The 16,784-nt window shown below is 63.3% G+C and carries 16 protein-coding genes; 6 read left to right on the forward strand and 10 right to left on the reverse strand.

The window, feature by feature from the left end:
• Positions 1 to 4 precede the first annotated feature (4 nt).
• Positions 5 to 589 carry a GNAT family N-acetyltransferase gene (locus HAH_RS06320; protein WP_014040169.1) on the reverse strand — a complete coding sequence of 195 codons (585 nt, stop codon included), beginning with the start codon at positions 587 to 589 and terminating at the stop codon, positions 5 to 7.
• Positions 590 to 697: 108 nt separating this feature from the next.
• Here HAH_RS06320 and HAH_RS06325 point away from each other — a divergent pair, with 108 nt between their 5' ends.
• The gene (locus HAH_RS06325) at positions 698 to 1,402 is read left to right on the forward strand and encodes a helix-turn-helix domain-containing protein (RefSeq protein WP_014040170.1); all 705 of its coding nucleotides are present in this window, start codon (positions 698 to 700) and stop codon (positions 1,400 to 1,402) included.
• 28 nt (positions 1,403 to 1,430) lie between these two features.
• Here the strand turns inward: HAH_RS06325 and HAH_RS06330 are convergent, their stop codons facing one another.
• Genes HAH_RS06330 through HAH_RS06350 form a run of 5 tightly spaced genes read right to left on the reverse strand, consistent with a single transcriptional unit; the run spans position 1,431 to position 6,369 of the window.
• A complete protein-coding gene (locus HAH_RS06330; RefSeq protein ID WP_014040171.1) occupies positions 1,431 to 2,168 on the reverse strand; it encodes a branched-chain amino acid ABC transporter ATP-binding protein in 738 nt (245 codons plus the stop codon).
• Positions 2,161 to 2,916 (reverse strand): ABC transporter ATP-binding protein, encoded by a 756-nt coding sequence (locus tag HAH_RS06335; protein WP_014040172.1) that lies wholly within the window; start codon positions 2,914 to 2,916, stop codon positions 2,161 to 2,163. Before HAH_RS06335 ends, HAH_RS06330 begins: the two co-directional genes overlap by 8 nt.
• A gap of 1 nt (position 2,917) precedes the next feature.
• Complete coding sequence (locus tag HAH_RS06340; RefSeq protein WP_014040173.1) at positions 2,918 to 4,066, reverse strand: branched-chain amino acid ABC transporter permease; 1,149 nt, start codon at positions 4,064 to 4,066, stop codon at positions 2,918 to 2,920.
• Positions 4,066 to 5,010: a branched-chain amino acid ABC transporter permease gene (locus HAH_RS06345; RefSeq protein ID WP_014040174.1), complete on the reverse strand. Its 945-nt coding sequence runs from the start codon at positions 5,008 to 5,010 to the stop codon at positions 4,066 to 4,068. Before HAH_RS06345 ends, HAH_RS06340 begins: the two co-directional genes overlap by 1 nt.
• A gap of 9 nt (positions 5,011 to 5,019) precedes the next feature.
• Positions 5,020 to 6,369 carry an ABC transporter substrate-binding protein gene (locus tag HAH_RS06350; protein WP_014040175.1) on the reverse strand — a complete coding sequence of 450 codons (1,350 nt, stop codon included), beginning with the start codon at positions 6,367 to 6,369 and terminating at the stop codon, positions 5,020 to 5,022.
• A gap of 245 nt (positions 6,370 to 6,614) precedes the next feature.
• Between HAH_RS06350 and HAH_RS06355 the strand changes: the two genes are divergently transcribed.
• Positions 6,615 to 7,484 (forward strand): SDR family oxidoreductase, encoded by an 870-nt coding sequence (locus HAH_RS06355; RefSeq protein WP_014040176.1) that lies wholly within the window; start codon positions 6,615 to 6,617, stop codon positions 7,482 to 7,484.
• Between the two features lie 143 nt (positions 7,485 to 7,627).
• Complete coding sequence (locus HAH_RS06360) at positions 7,628 to 9,649, forward strand: AMP-binding protein (protein WP_014040177.1); 2,022 nt, start codon at positions 7,628 to 7,630, stop codon at positions 9,647 to 9,649.
• On the opposite strand, the gene HAH_RS06365 is transcribed toward HAH_RS06360, so the two are convergent.
• Together HAH_RS06365 and HAH_RS06370 are read right to left on the reverse strand one after the other, a co-directional pair.
• Positions 9,650 to 10,840 carry an MFS transporter gene (locus tag HAH_RS06365; protein WP_014040178.1) on the reverse strand — a complete coding sequence of 397 codons (1,191 nt, stop codon included), beginning with the start codon at positions 10,838 to 10,840 and terminating at the stop codon, positions 9,650 to 9,652.
• A 702-nt stretch (positions 10,841 to 11,542) separates the two neighbouring features.
• Complete coding sequence (locus HAH_RS06370) at positions 11,543 to 12,520, reverse strand: phosphoadenosine phosphosulfate reductase family protein (RefSeq protein WP_005534748.1); 978 nt, start codon at positions 12,518 to 12,520, stop codon at positions 11,543 to 11,545.
• Between the two features lie 136 nt (positions 12,521 to 12,656).
• Here HAH_RS06370 and HAH_RS06375 point away from each other — a divergent pair, with 136 nt between their 5' ends.
• Positions 12,657 to 13,274, forward strand: coding sequence for a stage II sporulation protein M (locus tag HAH_RS06375; protein WP_014040179.1), 618 nt, complete (start codon positions 12,657 to 12,659; stop codon positions 13,272 to 13,274).
• Between the two features lie 73 nt (positions 13,275 to 13,347).
• On the opposite strand, the gene HAH_RS06380 is transcribed toward HAH_RS06375, so the two are convergent.
• Entirely contained in the window at positions 13,348 to 13,950 is a 603-nt protein-coding gene (locus HAH_RS06380) for a DUF7110 family protein (protein WP_008309489.1), read from the reverse strand.
• 195 nt (positions 13,951 to 14,145) lie between these two features.
• Positions 14,146 to 14,478 (reverse strand): 2Fe-2S iron-sulfur cluster-binding protein, encoded by a 333-nt coding sequence (locus HAH_RS06385; protein WP_014040180.1) that lies wholly within the window; start codon positions 14,476 to 14,478, stop codon positions 14,146 to 14,148.
• A gap of 183 nt (positions 14,479 to 14,661) precedes the next feature.
• On the opposite strand from HAH_RS06385, the gene HAH_RS06390 reads away from it, so the two are divergent.
• Both HAH_RS06390 and HAH_RS06395 read left to right on the forward strand, forming a co-directional pair.
• Positions 14,662 to 16,080 carry a geranylgeranyl reductase family protein gene (locus HAH_RS06390; RefSeq protein ID WP_014040181.1) on the forward strand — a complete coding sequence of 473 codons (1,419 nt, stop codon included), beginning with the start codon at positions 14,662 to 14,664 and terminating at the stop codon, positions 16,078 to 16,080.
• Between the two features lie 306 nt (positions 16,081 to 16,386).
• The gene (locus HAH_RS06395; protein WP_014040182.1) at positions 16,387 to 16,779 is read left to right on the forward strand and encodes a type IV pilin; all 393 of its coding nucleotides are present in this window, start codon (positions 16,387 to 16,389) and stop codon (positions 16,777 to 16,779) included.
• Positions 16,780 to 16,784 lie beyond the last annotated feature (5 nt).

Raw genomic sequence — 16,784 nt, forward strand, 5'->3', positions numbered from 1 at the left:
ATAATCAGTCGCCCGTGTCGTACTTGTAGGTCGCTTCGTCGGGATCGATGCCGAAGTCCTCGGGTCCCTCCTCCGGCTCGGGTTCCTCGGACTCGCCGGCACTGGCCTGCTTGAACCGTTTGCGGAGGTGCCCCGGTACTTCGAAGCGGTCGATGGCCACCCGGAGCGGCACCGCGTCGGGCTGGATGTTCTCCTGTTTGGTCGCGAGCCGGTCCCGGAGCCGGTCGGGGAGTTGCGCCGGTTCGATGCGCTCGAAGCCGAACTGCGAGAGATACTCCGAGGCGTTCGTCAGCGAGTAGACTGTGTCGAACCCCTCGTCGCCCGCGTACTCGACCAGGCGCTCGATGACGTGTGCGCCGACCCCCTGGTTGCGCCACTCCGGCAGCACGCCGATACTGGTCAGTTCACAGACGGACTCCTCGTCGCCCTTGTGGATACGGATACGGCCGAAGCCCGCCTTTTCGTGGCTCTCCTCGTCGATAGCGACGACGTAGTCCCGGGATCTGAAAGCCGTCTCGTCCAGCCCCATCTCCTCGATACGGTCGAGCAACCAGACTTCCTCTCGGTTTTTCGCATCCCGGACGTACATACTCGAAAGTTAACTGCCGCAGTCAAAAGGGTTTGCGGCGTAACTGGCACGGTCGAGTTACGTAGCGGATAGGCAATCACTAAGAGAGTTCAACATGATTGATTACCCATGATCTCGCTCGAGATGGACATGGTCCAGTACGACTGTCCGTATATCGACACAACACGGGACTACGAAGTGTCGTTTCTGGCCAAGCAGTGGGATTTCCACCCTGTCGAGCGGGAGTTGGAGACGCGGATCATGGTCAACGGCGCAGACCGGGAGGAACTGGATCGCGGGCTGAACGCGCTCGAAGCACACGACCACATGGAGTCCTATCAGCTCCTCCGCCGGAAAGGCGACCTGGCGCTCATCCGCTCACGAATCGACGAGACGAACGCGATGAGCGTCATCCGCGACCACAGCGGCTACATTACCGGGCCGTTCCGCATCCGGAACGGGTCGGAAATCTGGCACGTCGGCTTCGATACCGAACGCGTCGCGGAGGGCACCCTGTCTGAACTGGAGCGGGACAACGACTACACCATCCGGTCCCGCGAATCGGTCGACCTCGAAGACTACTACGACCTGCTGCAGAACATCGACTCGGCAAAGCGGCTGGTCGATGGCTGCCGGGAGCTGTCGGATGTGGAGCGGGACACGCTGGAGAAAGCCGTCGAGGGCGGCTACTTCGACACGCCGCGGGACGCCACCCTGTCGTCGCTCGCCGAGGAGTTCGATGTCTCTAAGATGGCTATCTCGAAGAACCTCCGGCGCAGTCAGCGGAAAATCCTCGACCGCGTCACGACGGCGATGAACGACGTGACCGAGTAGGCCACCGATCCGGCGCTCCGGTTTTCTGCTACTCCGTACCGCTCCCCTGCATCAATTTCTGGATGTCTTCGTCGGCCGCCAACTCCTCCGGGTCGCCGCTGGCGACGATGTCGCCCCGTTCGATGACGTACAGGCGGTCGACGACATCGGGGACGTGCGTGACGTTGGACTCCGCGATGAGCACCGCGATGTCGCGGTCGTTAATCTCCCGGATGTAGCGTTTGAGGCTCTCGACGACGACCGGGGCTAGCCCCTCCAGCGGTTCGTCGAGGATGAGCAGGTCGGGCTGAAGCGCTAGCGCCCGGCCAATAGCGACCATCTTTGCCTGGCCGCCACTGAGGTTCTGGACCTTCGCGTCCCGGCGGTCGTCGAGTTCGGTCAGCACGTCGTAGACGCTCTCGATGACCGCGTCCTCGTCGTCGATACCGCGGGCCTTCCCACTGGTCCAGATGGGGAGCCGGAAGTTTTCGTCGACAGTCATCCCGGTGAACAGCTTCCGGTCCTCGGGCTGGTAGCCGATGCCCCGCTTGGGAATCAGCTCCGATCGGATGTCGGTCAGCTCCTCGCCGCGGAACCGGACCGAGCCGCTCCAGACTGGCGTCAGGCCCATGATGCCCCGGAAGGTACTCGTCTTGCCGGCCCCGTTCCGGCCGACGAGGCCGACCGCCTCGCCGGCGTTTACGTCGAGGTCGACGTCCTCGGTCACCTGAAACCCCTCGACGGCGGCGTTGAGACCGCGGACGGACAGCAGGGCGTCGCTACTCATCGTCACCCACCCCCAGGAGGAGCCGTCGGAGTTCGTCGTCCGTTTCGAGCATCGTCGGCGGACCGACCCCGTGGACGGTCCCCTGATGGAGGGCGACGACGCGGTCGGCGTACTCGGTGACGATGTCCATGTCGTGCTCGATGGTGACCGTCGTGACGCCCTCGGCTCGGCCGACCTCGACGATGGTCTCGATGACGTACTCCTTCTCGCGGGTCGACACCCCGGAGGTCGGCTCGTCGAGCAGGAGGTAGTCCGGGTCGAGACCGAACGACATCGCTACGTCCAGTAGCTTCCGGTCGCCGTGGGGCAGTTCCTCGGCAATGGTATCGGCCGCGTCTTCGAGCCGGAACTTCGCAAGCAGTTCATCGACCTGTTTTTCGACCTCCTCGTGACCGTCGGCCATCGAGAAAAGGCTCCAGGTCTTGCCCTGTTCGGTCAGCACCACCGTCCGGAGGTTCTCCCGGACCGTCATCTCCTCGAACACCTTGACGACCTGGAAGCTCCGGGCGATGCCGGCGTCGACGCGCCCGTTTGCCGACATGCCGGTGATGTCGTCGCCGTCGAGGACGATGGAGCCCTCGTCCGGCGAGAGAAAGCCGGTCAGCAGGTTGATGAACGTCGTCTTCCCGGCCCCGTTCGGGCCGACGATGAAGACGAGTTCGCCGTCCTCTTTCCCGAACTCAAGCGTGATGTCGTCAGTCGCGACCAGTTCACCGAATGACTTCCGCAGATTGCGTGCTTCGAGCATATCAGTCGACTCCGAAGAGGATTATCCGCAGGCTGGTCAGCGACTCGGCCACCTTCTGCTCTATCGATTGCACGGCGGTCCGGCCCCACGATGACAGGACGGAGGGTTCTCGACGCAGTTCATTGAGCCGCGTGTTGACGATGCCGCCGGACCGGAGCGAGCCGACGATTCCCCGCGGGAAGCCGTACACCAGGATCAGGAGCACTACGCCCGTCAGGAAATCGTAGTACTGGGTCACGTCCTGCCCAACGTCCTGCAGGAAGACGAGGACGACACCGCCGATGAGCGGGCCGGCAAGCGTCCGGAACCCACCCAGAATCGCCATGAACAGGATGTCACCGGACCGGAGGAAAAACAGCGTCCCCTCCGGACGGACGTACTGGCGGACGACGGCGTACAGCCCGCCCGCGACGCCGCCGTAGATGCCCGAGATGACGAACGCGGCCCAGACGTAGCGGCGGACCGGCAGGCCGATGAACCGCGCCCGGGTCCGTTCCTGCCCGATGGCGTCGAGGGCGTTTCGGAACGGCGACTGCGTGATGCGGTACATCACGAACAGGCCGATGAGGATGACGACCACTGTCAGGTAATACGTCAAGATCTGGTACACGTCGGGGCTAAACGCGGTCCCGAACAGGAGCGGCTGGTTCGCCGGCCCCGGCCGGATCGGGAGCCCGTCGCTCCCGCCGAGCGCGCTCTGGCCGAGCGCGATGGCGTACAGGAGCTGGCCGAAGGCCAGCGTCAGGAGGGCGAAGTACAGCCCGGTGTGTCGCAGGGATAGCACTCCGATGATGGCCGCCATCACCGTCGCGGCGGCGATGGCCCCGAGCAACAGCAGGCCGACGCTCTGGACGCCGGCGTAGCGGGCCAGCACTGCGGTCGCGTACGCGCCGGTGCCGAAGAAGGCCGCGTGGCCGAACGACGTGAGCTTCGTGTGCCGAAGCAGGAGGTTCAGCCCGACCGCCGCGAAGCCGAACAGCAGGCCCTGATGGATGACGCTGAGCTGGAGGCTGTCGGAGAGGCCCGCGATGTCCGGGATGACGAACAGGAACACGACCCCGATGACGAGGAAGGCCGCCTCCCGGCGGGTCACCTCGACCCCGAGGAAGCGATACGCTGGCGTCCCGTCACGGTCGACGCGCTCCGGCATCACGCTGTCTCACCCCACGTCCCGAACAGGCCCTCGGGCTTGACCAGCAGGATGAGCGCCATAATGGCGAACGGGGCGGCGATTTCGCCCGGCGGGTACAGCGTGATCATCCAGCTCCGGATGACACCGACCAGAAGCGCCCCGACGAACGCGCCACGGAGGCTGCCGAGGCCGCCGATGACGATGACGACGAAGGACAGTACCAGCGGATTGGTGCCCATTTCGAGCGTTGCCGACGTCGGCGGGACTGCCATCGCACCGGCGAAACCGGCGAGGAACGCACCGAGCGCGAACACGAGCGTGAACACGCGGTCGGTGCTGACGCCGATGGCGGTCGCCATCTCGCGGTCGATGGCGGTCGCGCGGATGATACGGCCGGTTTTCGTGCGCTCGAAGAACCAGAACAGGCCGACGACGACGACCGACCCGACGAGGATGACGAACACGTTGTAAGTCGGGTAGTTCAGCCCGACGAGTTCGCTCGTCGGAATCGTGTTGATGGCGCTGTAGACGGCGTCGGTCCGTATCGAGCTGTCCCCCCAGATGACCTTCTTCACGTCGAGGAGTATGAGCAGGAGGGCGAAGGTCAGCACCAGCTGGTACACCTGGTCGCGGTCGTAAATCTGGCGCAGGAACACTGCTTCGAAGAGGGTCCCGACGGGGAGGAGGATGGCTGCCGTCACCAGAACGGCTGCGAGGACCGCGAGAACGAACACGGCGGTACCGACGACGCCGCCACCCGGTGGGCCGACGATGCCGATGATAAACCCGAACACGCCGATGGCGGTGTACGCGCCGATGGAGAACAACTCTCCGTGGGCCAGGTTCAGGACGTCCAGGATGCCCAGGATGACGGTCAGTCCTGAGGCGATCATGAACAGGATGAACCCGAACTGGATGCCGTTGAGCGTCTGGACGAGCGCGGCTGTGGGTGTTACGGCCATGGCTCGGTATCAGGCGCTCCAGCTATCCAGCCAGTCGCTGCCGGTGACGCCCGGCGGCGGCGCGGTCTCGGTCGCCGCGTAGGTGTTCACGTCGTCGAGCCTGGCCGCGCCGAGGTCGTCGTCGTACACCATCTGCCCGGCGAAGGAGTTCGACGCTCCCTGGTGGTCCTCGGCGATGTTGTGGTAGCCGGCCGGCGTGAAGAAGCCGTGGCCCTCCAGGACCTGCGCGATCTGCTCCTGGCTGGGGTAGGTCCCCAGCAGGTCGATGGCCTTCTCGGTGGCCGTCGCCCAAGCGGTGACCGCGCCGTAGCCGCTCATGTAGTGTGCGGTCGGGACGGTCACGCCCTCCTGCTGTGTCGCGGCGTCGAACAACTCGCGGCCGGGCTGCCAGTTACCGAGCGCCGGCAGGCCCCAGTAGTAGTTGCGCGACCCGGAGTAGATGTCCGTCCCGGCCAGTGCATCGCCCGGCACGTCGCCGGCCGCGCTGTACAGCGTCGTGCCGAACACCGTCGTGTTCTCGAACATGTCGTTGGCGTTCGCTTGTCGCACGAATGTCGTCACGTCGCCGCCCCACAGGCTGGAGAAGGTCACGTCCGGCTCCTCGTTGTTGATCGAGGTGATGTGGTTCGACATGTCGCTGGCTCCGAGTTCCGGGAACCCCTCGTAGACGATTTCGGCGTCCGTGAGTTTCTGGATTGCCTGCGTGAACACCCGCATCTCGTCCTCGCCGAAGGAGTAGCTGGGGTTGACCCCGGCGACGGTCGAGATGTTGTCCGCACCGATGCGCTCGACGGCCTCGCGGGCCATCGTCACCACCTCCATGATGTCGTAGTTCTGGAAACGGAAGGAGTAGGTCGGGTCAGGGACGGTCTCCTCGTAGAGCGTCGTCACCGTCCCGTCGGTGCTGACGTTGATGATCTCGTTTTTCTCGACTTCGGGGGCGATCTGGCTGTGCGTGCCGCTGGAAATCGGGCCGAACGTGACCTCTTTTCCCTCCTCGATGAACTGGTTGTAGCTGTCGAGCGGGTTCGACCCCTCGTTGACGACGTCCAGTTCGATTTCGCGTTGTCCACCGACACCGCCCGCTTCGTTGATGCGCTGGACGGCGAGTTCGGCCCCGCGCTGGGCCTGAATCCCGAGTACGCCCGGTGCGCCACGCGTGAACGTCAACAACCCGGCCTGTATCGGTTCGTCGGAAATCTCACCGCCGGACTGCCCGCCCTGGTCCGCTGTTTCACCGTCGCTCAGCAGCGTCGAGCAGCCAGCGAGTGCTGCGGCGACGGCCGAGCCGCCGACGGCGGAGAGCAGTTGTCGCCTGCCGATGCCACCAGTGTCATGGTCCGTTGTCGTTTGTTCCATAGGTGTGTCCCAATACGCCCCGGATGAGTCCGGGATGTCTGGTCACGCGGTGTGTGCCACGCTCACAGGGATGACTGATTCTTCCGACGTAACCCCCGAATAACGGGAGGTTTACACGTAAACCACGTCGTCGGTGAGACAGCGGAGCAGCGTTCTCGCGCCGGGCTGTGACAGCACCACACGGTCAGTCGGGTATACATGTCAACCCGCCCCTATTCGGACATGTCTAGAGAACGTGTGACTGAATGGCATCCAGCACCTCTCACGAACGGCTCGAAGTCGAGCCCATCGACGAGTCCTCGATACTGTTCGTCGACGACGACCACTACACGAGCGACACTGTCTGTCTGGTGACCGGCGGCGGATCGGGCATCGGCCGGGCGACAGCGCTGGCGATGGCCGCCAACGGGGTGACTGCCGTCGCCACGGATATCGACGAAGACGGTCTCGCTGAGGTCGCGGACACGGCGGCGGACCTCGACCTTGATGGGGCCGTCGAGACCGTGGCCGGCGACCTCGCGAACGACGCGGATATCGAGTCCATCGTCGAGACCGCGGCCTCCCACGGCACCGTACGGTATCTCGCGAACATCGCCGGCCTCCAGCACATCGACGCCATCGAGGACTTCCCGATGGAGACGTACGACCAGATGCACGACGTAATGCTTCGCGCGCCGCTCGCGCTGTCGAAGCGCGTCATCCCTCACATCCGCGGGACTGACGACGGCGTAGGTGCCATCGGGAACATGGCATCGGTCCACGGCCATTACGTTACCTCGGATAAGGTGGCCTACAACGTCTCGAAGTTCGGCCTGCGGGGACTGACACAGTCTATCGCCGCGGAAGGCGGTGACGGGCTCCGTGGGTTCTCTATCAGTACCGGCTACGTCAAGACGCCGCTGGTGGTCGACCAGATTCCCGACACCGCCGAGCAACGTGGCATCAGCGTCGACGAGGTCATCGACGACGTGATGCTGGGCCAGGCGCGGGTCAAAGAGATGATGGACCCCATTGACGTGGCGAACCTCTTCGTGTTCGGGCTCTCGACACACGCCGACCATCTCAACGGCGGGGACCTGCTGTTCGACGGCGGCATGACAACGACCTACGAGTGAGACAGTGGTGTGTGGACATGCACTGTCCCTGCGCCACACACAAGCGACGCGGAGTCGGGCTACCCCGACCGACCAACGGACGCACGGGGCAGCGGCGGTACGAGTTTATACCAGACGGCCAAACACTACGGAATACTGACGCTATGAGCGAACAAGACCACGTAGACTCCATCGTCCACGAACCGAGCCACGCGTTCGTCGAGTCGACGAACGTCTGGGAGTTCATGCAGGAATACGACATCGACAACTACGACGAACTCATCGAGCGAACGACCACGGACCTGCCAGAGGAACCAGAATCCGGCGTCGAGTGGTTCTGGGACCTGCTCCCGGAGTACCTCGACATCGAGTTCTTCGACGCGTACGACGAAGTCCGAGACGATAGTGAGGGACCACAGTTCACCGACTGGTACCCCGGCGGGACCATCAACGCCGCCCACAACGTTCTAGACCGCCACGCTGCGCGGGACAGCCCGACTCGAAACACAGTCGCGCTCATCTGGGAGGGTGAACCCGGCGACGTTCGGGAGGTCACGTACCACGAACTGAACCGGCAGGCCAGCAAGGTGGCGAACTACCTGGAATCCGTCGGCGTCGGCACCGGCGACACTGTCGGCCTGTACATGCCGATGGTCCCCGAGGTGGCGTCGATACTGTACGGCTGTCTCAAGGTCGGCGCGATCGCCGTGCCGATCTTCTCCGGGTTCGGCGTTGACGCGACGGCGACCCGCATCGCCGATGCCGAGTGCTCCGTCCTGTTCACTGGTGACGGCTTCTATCGCCGGGGCTCCGGTGTCCACCTCAAGGAAAGCGCCGACGAGGCCATCAAGCAGGCCGGCGAGGAACTCGGGACGACACCGGTCGAACACACTGTCGTCTATGACCGCCTCGGTATCGCGGACGACCCCGACGAGACGATTCGCTGGACCCGCCGCGACGAGTGGTGGGACGAAGCGATAGAGACCGCCAACGACGAGTACGCGGCGAAGGAACTCCCGAGCAACCAGGAGTCGATGCTGCTGTACTCCTCCGGGACGACCGGGAAACCGAAGGGCATCGTCCACACGCACGCCGGCGCACTCATGCAGGCGGCCAAGGAGATCTACTTCGGGTTCGACCACAAGCCGAGCGACCGCTTCTTCTGGGTGAGCGACATCGGCTGGATGATGGGTCCGTGGACGCTGCTGGGGAACCACGCCTTCGGCGGCACCGTCTTCATGTACGAGGGCGCGCCGGACCACCCCGAACCAGACCGTTTCTGGGAGATGATCGACCGCCACGACCTCACCACGTTCGGCGTCTCGCCGACCGCAATACGGGCACTCCGAAAGAAAGGGGACGAGTGGCTGGAGGGCCACGACCTCTCCAGCCTCCGGTTGCTGGGCTCGACCGGCGAACCCTGGGACCCCGAGAGCTGGCAGTGGTTCCACGAGCACGTCGGCAACGAGGACTGCCCAATCATCAATATCTCCGGCGGAACCGAGATCATGGGCTGTTTCCTCATGCCGATGCCGATTCAATCGCTCAAACCCTGCACACTCGGCGGTCCGGGACTGGGGATGGACATCGACATCGTTGATTCCGATGGCGAATCGATAGCCGACACCCACGAGCGCGGCTATCTGGTCGCCAGGGACTCTTGCCCGTCGATGACCCGGTCGCTCTGGTCGGGCGACGACCGCTACCTGCATGAGTACTGGTCGACCTGGGACGACGTCTGGGACCACGGCGACTGGGCGCAGAAAGACGAGGACGGCCTCTGGTTCCTCCACGGCCGATCGGACGACGTGCTCAACGTCGCCGGGCGGAAGGTCGGGCCGGCGGAGGTCGAGGGTGCGGCTATGGAACACGACGCCGTCAATCAGGCCGCCGCCGTCGGTGCGCCGGACGACACCACCGGCACTGCCGTCGTCCTCTACGCCGTGCTGGAACCCGGCTACGAACCCGACGACGACCTCCGGGACGACATCCGCGCCGCCGTCGGCGAGGAACTCGGCAAGCCGTTCCGGCCCCGAGAAGTACTGTTCGTCGATGAGTTCCCCAAGACCCAGAGCGGGAAAATAATCCGCCGGGCAATCGCCGGCGTCTACCGCGGCGAGGACCTGGGCGACATGTCCAGCATCGAGAACCCGGACGCACTGGACGAGGTCCGCGAGGCGTCGTAGTCAGCCCCCGACGGCGTCCTCGGCCGGCTTCTCCAGCCGGAGTAATCCAGGGAGCGCGAGCACCGCGAGGACGACTTCTGTCCCGCCGGCGACAAAGAACGCGACTGCGTAGCCGAAGGCTCCCGCGACGGTACCGCCGATGAGGATGCCGGCGAGGAAGCCGACGCTACCGAAGATGTTGAACCCGGCCATAGCGGTCCCGCGCTCCGTCTCGCCGGCGAGGTCCGAAACGAGCGCCATTGTCGCCGGAGCCATCAGTGCGCCGATGACACCGGTCAGTACCATCCCCGCACCGGCGATGGTCACCGTCGGCGCTTGCCCGACGCCGATAACGGTGAGCCCGTACAGTACCGATCCGGCGACGATGGGTGCGGTTCGACCGATGCGGTCCGAGAGCACGCCGAAGGGGTACTGCAGGAGGGCGAACGGCGCGAAAAACAGCGCCAGCATGACGCCGGTTTCGCCGGGTCCCAGTTGGAACGTCTCCCTGAAGTACAGGGTTCCGACAAGCGCGAAAAACCCCGCGGTGAGCCGGTCGATGAACCCGAAGGCGTACGGCACGCCGAGGGTCGGTCGCTGTTTGAGCCCGGACACGGTCGCAGCCAGGCCCGACCGCCCGTCCGACGGTGCGCGGTCGGTCACGAGCAGGGCGGCCACTGCGACGACGAGCGACAGCACGCTCGCCACGTACAGCGGGAGCGTGGTCTGGATTTCGTACAGTTGGCCGCCCAGTGGCGCACCGAGCGCCGTTCCACTGCCGATAGCGATGCCTGCCGCCCCCATGTTCTTGCCGTGGCCGCCGCCGAGATCCATCAGCATCGTCATCGCCAGCGAGAACGCCGCGATGGTGGCTCCGCCCTGAAGCGCTCGCAGGACCAGTACGCCGGCAAACGGGAGCGAGACAGCGCCGGGGAGCCACGCGATGAGGGCGTACAGCACTGCGCTGGCGCCCGCCCCGCCGATGATGAACGGCGTGCGCCGTCCGGTGGCGTCGCTGAGCACGCCCCATACGCCAGCGAAGACGACGAAAGACCCGAACTCAGCGGCCAGGAACCACATGCTGGCGTTCAGGTCCGTCGTCGCACCCAGCGACCGGACGAGCCTGTCGACACCCGGATACAGCAAGACCTGCGCCAGTAAAACGGCGAAGATAACGCCCGCGAGAACGCCCCGGTCTGTGCGGTCCGTCACAGACAACGGATACAGCGAGCCGAGAAAAATAGATGTCGACCCGAATACGTGACGCTAATCGTAGGATTCCACAACTATCTACCACAGAACGTCGCAGCCGCTAACTCGGGCCAAACCGCCTTACTCAGCGCTATGCGGCGGAACGAACCCGCAGTTCGAACAGCCGTTGTGCTTCGTCGTCTGGTAGCTCAATTCCGCCCCGCAGTTCGGACAGTTGTACTGGTCTGAACTCATTCACCTACTCGTATTGTTCGACAGTACCTAAACCTTTTCTCGACAATCGTCTATAACGTTTTTTCGGCCGCGTTACGGGACGTAGCGAGGCTTAGACTGCAATCAACCGGCTTGTGGGACGGATAATTGCATCGTTCAGAAAGGATGAACAAGGGTCTAAAACGGGTATTGGTCGCCGCCTGTAGCCGTTGCCGCGCACATAACGGCAGCCGTGTCCACTCTGTGCGTTCGACCACACCGGGTTCGGGATTGCTGCCGGCGCGGAATACATCGACTCCTGTCGAAGTGTTAGAGTGACAATATTCAGTGCTGATAGGGGCTTCTGTGCTCCGGGGGTCAGCTACCGGCGACCACTCGTCTCGGTCGACAGGCGGATTCGGCCGTGTATTTACTGTTTGTCGTGGCGAACGTCGCTACTGAGACAGCAAGAGAAACAGCGATACGGAACCGGCGTCGTTCCGTGGCCGTTTACATGTAGCCGAGGTCGCGCAGGCGCTCCATCAGGTCTTCCTTGTCCTGGGCGCGGCCGGCGCGCTCGGTCGTGTTCGCCATGTCCTGCAGCCAAGCGGGCTCTTCGGCGGACTTGTCGGTGCTGACCTCGCTCCCGAGCGAACGGAATCCGGCGAAGTACTTCGGCGAGACCGGCACGTCTTCCTTCTCGATGCCCTCAGGCAGGTCGTCCTGTCCCTGCGGGACGTAGCCGTCGTCCGGGTAGCCCTCGACGGTGTCCGGGACGACGAAGTTCCAGAAGGCCTCCCACACGTCGGCTTCCGCGAACTGGAGAATCGACTGGATGCGGTCGTGCGGCGGGTAGATGTCCGGGTCGTGACGCGGCGAGAAGAACGTCTCGTCGGCGCGGGACTCCTGCTCGTCCCAGCGGATGCCCGACAGGATGCCGTCGACGTCGTGCTCCTCGATAGTGTCGTTGAGCGCCACCGTCTTCAGGAGGTGGTTGCCGACGTAGGTGTCGAGCAGGAACGGGAACGTGTCCTCCTCGTATTCGAGGATGTTCCGAATGTGGTGCTGGTTGTGCTCAGAGAGTTCGTCGACGGGGATGTCGTCACCCGGTTCGAGGCCGTTTTCGTCGACGTAGTTGCCCACGTCCTCGTTGCGCGCCCAGATGACGTCGAGGTCCCACTCGTCGGCCCAGTGTTCGACGAAGTCGATGAGTTCGTCGAAGTGCTGATAGTGGTCGATGAAGACGACCGGGGGTACTTCGAGGTCGAAGCGCTCGGCGACTTCCTTGACGAAGTACAGCGTCAGCGTCGAGTCCTTGCCGCCGGTCCACATCACGACAGGGTTCTCGTACTCTTCGAGGCCGGTCTTCGTGACCTCGATTGCCTTCTCGATCTTGTGGTTGACAGTCGGGTACTCTTCGGGGTCTTCGCCTTCCCCGTCAGTGTAATCAACGTCCAGATAGTCCGGGAACTCTGCTGATTCGGACATAGTGTAATGAGATATAATTACGAGTGCCAAGTACTTTTTGGATGGCCGACAGGTGTGTGAGGCGGTGGCAAATAAAACGGCGGCCGCGCCCGTTCAGGTCACTCGGGTTTTTTGCTGCCGGCGCGAAAGGCGTGGTATGGACGACCGCCCAACCCTCCCGGCTCGCCTCTTTCACCGCTGGCTGTTGCGCTATGTCCCTGTAGCCGCGCTGATCCTGATAGTCAGTGGACTCCTCGGGTACGGACTCGGCAGTCAGGTACCCGCCGAGTGGCTTCAGAACCCCGGAACGACCGGCGAGAATCCCTTCATGCCGGCTGAGCTCACGACAGTCTCTCTGACCGTTAACAACCTCGGGGCGTTGCTCGTGATGGCACTCGGCGCTATCTCGCTCGGTTCGATGACGGTCCTGTCGCTCGTCTTGAACGGCCTGCTCATCGGGGTCGTCGTCGGTATCGCACTCAAGCAGGTCTCGCCCGTCGTCGTCGCCGCACTCATCGTCCCACATGGCCTCATCGAGATCCCCGCACTGCTCATCGTCGCCGCCGTCGGGCTCCGGTTCGGGTGGCGCACGATACAGTACATCCGCGGCCGCACGGACGAACTGGTCACCGGACAGGATCTCCGGGAAGCCGGCTGGCTGCTTGCGACGGCCGCCGTACTAATCGTGATTGCGGCCTACATCGAAGCGAACCTCACAATCGAAATCGCGTCACGGTTCACGGACGCCGATCTCTCGGGCATCACGCCAGCGTAGCGGTTCGGACCGTCCGCTATTCTGTGTTGAGCTACGGCTCAGCAAAATTGAATCCGTGACCGGACTACGCGCGTTACGAGATGAACTCGTTGTCGCGCCAGTTGACGCCCTCTTCTTCCTCGCCGTCGCGGGGTTCCTCTGCAACGTTGATCGCGGCGGGTCGCTCTTCCCCATCGACGATGCGGACAGCTTCGAGTTCCTCGTCGACCGCCGCAATTGCCGTCAGCGTGCCCTTTTCCGCGACTTTCGCGACCTCACACAGGACCTCGAACATCGCGTACTGGAGCGCTGTGTTCTGGAGCACGGTCTCGCGGTCGCCCTTGAAGCAGGCGTACTCAACGAGTTCGGACTCGATTTCTTCCTCTTCCTCTTCGAGTGCGCCCCACTGGGGGCCACCGCCGGAACTCCCGGTACTCGCGGCCCCGGGCGGTCCCATCTCGTCGGGGTCTTCCTCGTACACCCGATTCTCCGTGACGCTGGCCTTGAGCTGGGCCGTCGGGGTGTACTTACTCATGGAGTCGTCTTTGGCGACAGCGCTGACGATTAGCGTATTGTTTCGACGGGTGATGTCGATGTCAGCGATTTCGGGGGGAAGGTCCGGATCCTCGAAGAAATCGTAGGCGTCTTCCAGTGGCAGTTCAAGTGTCGAGTGAAGTCTGTATACGCGGCTGGTCATGGTTGGGGAAGCGTGTATCAGTCGTCGAAGGCCGTCCGCTGACGCTGTAGTCATTACTCTATAGGGGCCACTTGCTTATATGACCTGTCCTTCATTCGCGGTTTCACCGCTCTATATCAGGCAATATATCAGGCGTATGTTAAAGGTATTTACAGACCTTCTAGCAGGCTATATGGTAGTGGTATTCAGTGCCTACTAGTCGTCCGCAGGCGTGGGATCGCCGTCCTCCAGGTCGACATCCGCTTCAATACTGGGCGGGTACTTCCCGCGGTCGAGTTTCAGGTCCGACTGCGGCCGCGCCATGCAAGTCAGTGCGTAGTCCTCCCGTTCCCGGTCGGTCAGTCCGCGGGCGGCAGGCTGGGTAACCGACCCCTCGACAATCTTCGCCGAGCAGGCCAGGCACATCCCCACGCGGCAGGAGTACTCCTGGGCGATACCCTCCTCGATACACCGCGAGAGAATCGTCTCCTTCTCGGAGACGGTGATTTCCTCGCCCGTCCCCACGAACGTCACCGTGTACTCGGTCATGCTCGGCCCTTTGACACCCCCCAGCAAAACTCTTTATCACCGCTGTCCCGGAGTGAAACGGACCGCTGTCCGTCAATGCCGCATGACGCACCCGTAGTCGGCTGTGCATCGCAGAAACAGTTATAGCAGTGCGTAAAACCGATAGTCGGAATAATTTTCTCTCTCCGGGCAGGACGGGAGTGCATGACCACACACCAGGACGGCAACGCCGGCGGAGCGTCGGCGACTGCACGGACCGTTTCCGTGGACGTTGTCGTCGTCGGGGCCGGGACATCCGGCTGTTACGCCGCAGCGACCGTTGCGGACGCGGGCTACGACGTCGTCGTCGTAGAGCGAAAGGACGAGACCGAGGCCGGCCACATCGCCTGCGGGGACGCGCTCAAGGGAGCCAGCGACTTCCCTGAAGCGATTCCGAAGTCACAGCTCGAACCGGCGTTTACCAACACCGATGTCGACCACGGCCGGTTCGAGATTCCACAGGAGGACACCGTTCTCGAAATTCCCGTGCCGGGCGAACTCGCCGTCATCGACCGCTGGGAGTACGGTCGCTGTCTCATCGAGGGTGCAAACGACAGCGGTGTGGAGTTCCACTACGACACGGTCGTTCAGGACGTGTTGCAGGACGACAGCGGCCGCGTGACAGGCGTGAAAGCCATGCGGAAAGGCGACCCCGTCACATACGAGGGTGACATGGTCATCGACGGGGCCGGCGCGCTCTCGATTCTGCAGGACAAGACCGACCTCGAAGACGCGACCTTCGACACGAACGTCCAGTACTCGCAGTTCTGTTCGGCCTACCGGGAGATTATCGAGGTTGACGAGCCGGTCGAGTGGGACGACGCGCTCGTGTTCAAGCCGACCGAGCGCTCCGCCGGCTACCTCTGGTACTTCCCGCGTACGGACACGGAGATCAACGCCGGCCTCGGTTTCCAGATGAACGAGGAGCCGATGGAACTGGTCGACGACCTCAAGCGCGACCTGCAGGGCCGAAGCGAGTTCGAGGGTGCGGAGGTACAGGATAAACTCGGCGCTGCGCTGCCGACGCGCCGGCCATACGACTCCGCCGTCGCGCCCGGATTCATGGCCGTCGGGGATGCCGCTGGACACGTCAATCCAACCACCGGCGGCGGTATCGCCGGTGCGGCCTACGCCGGGACCTACGCCGCCGAACAGGCAATCGAGGCTATCGAATCCGGCCGGACGGACGACGAAGCCGCGCTCTGGGAGTACAACGAGCGCGTGATGGAGCACTTCGGCGCCCGGTACGCGGCGCTTGACGTGTACAACATCTTCACCACCGCCTACGACGTCGACGACCTGATGGCGCTGCTGGCCGCGTTACCCGGCGAGAAGCTCGCCGAGGCGCTGTACGGCGGCTCGACCAGTATCGGGCTCGGACTCAAAATCAAGATGGCAGTCAAGAGCATCGGCCACTTGGGGACCATCCGGGACCTCTACCAGACGAAAAAGGCTGCCGACCGGCTGCTGGACCATTACCAATCCTACCCCAGCGACCGCAGCGGCTTCGAGGCCTGGCAGCGCGAGCGTGATTCGATTATGGACGATATCTACGAAGTCACTGGCGCAGAGCCCAAGTACTGATTCCGCGGCTCGTTGCGTTTTCCGTTTGATTCTGATATTCTGGCGCGGGGTTGCCAGCAGCAGCGACGGCGTTTCGAACAGCTATTCGGATAGTAGTTGCTGAAATCATGAACTATAGTTCTGAACAACAAGTTTTATTATTTAACAACATGATATCAAAACGAAGTCGCACTGGGGTCGGTCGACCGGGGGGTCACCGAGACGGAGACAGCGTGTCGACCGTCGCCCGAGTGGGGGTCAATCATGCTAGCACGCAGATTCCAACCCGACGATAGTGCAGTCTCGCCAGTTGTTGGTGTCATTCTAATGGTTGCAATAACGGTGCTGTTGGCGGCGACAGCAGCGACGTTCTTCCTCGATTTCGGTTCTGGAAGTCTCGGCCAAAGCGCGCCACAGGCGGCGTTTACGTTCGATTACGACGCGGGTAGTCCCGACAGCCTGACAATCGAGCACCGGAGCGGCGACTCTATTCAGGCCGGGAATCTGTATATCACCGTTAGCGGGGCTTCAACCGCCAACGGGCAGCACGATTTCCCGAGTCTCGGCGGCGCACCGGCGGCCGGTTCGGAAATCACAGCCGGGTCGAAGGTGATGTTTTCGAGGAGCCCGCTCGATCTCTCGGATGCGACGGTCACGCTGAACTGGAAGTCGCCGGATAGCGGCAAATCGATCCAACTCGCCAGCTGGGAAGCGCCGTAGCGTAT

It is taken from the genome of Haloarcula hispanica ATCC 33960 (genome assembly GCF_000223905.1).
Taxonomy (GTDB): Archaea; Halobacteriota; Halobacteria; order Halobacteriales; family Haloarculaceae; genus Haloarcula; species Haloarcula hispanica.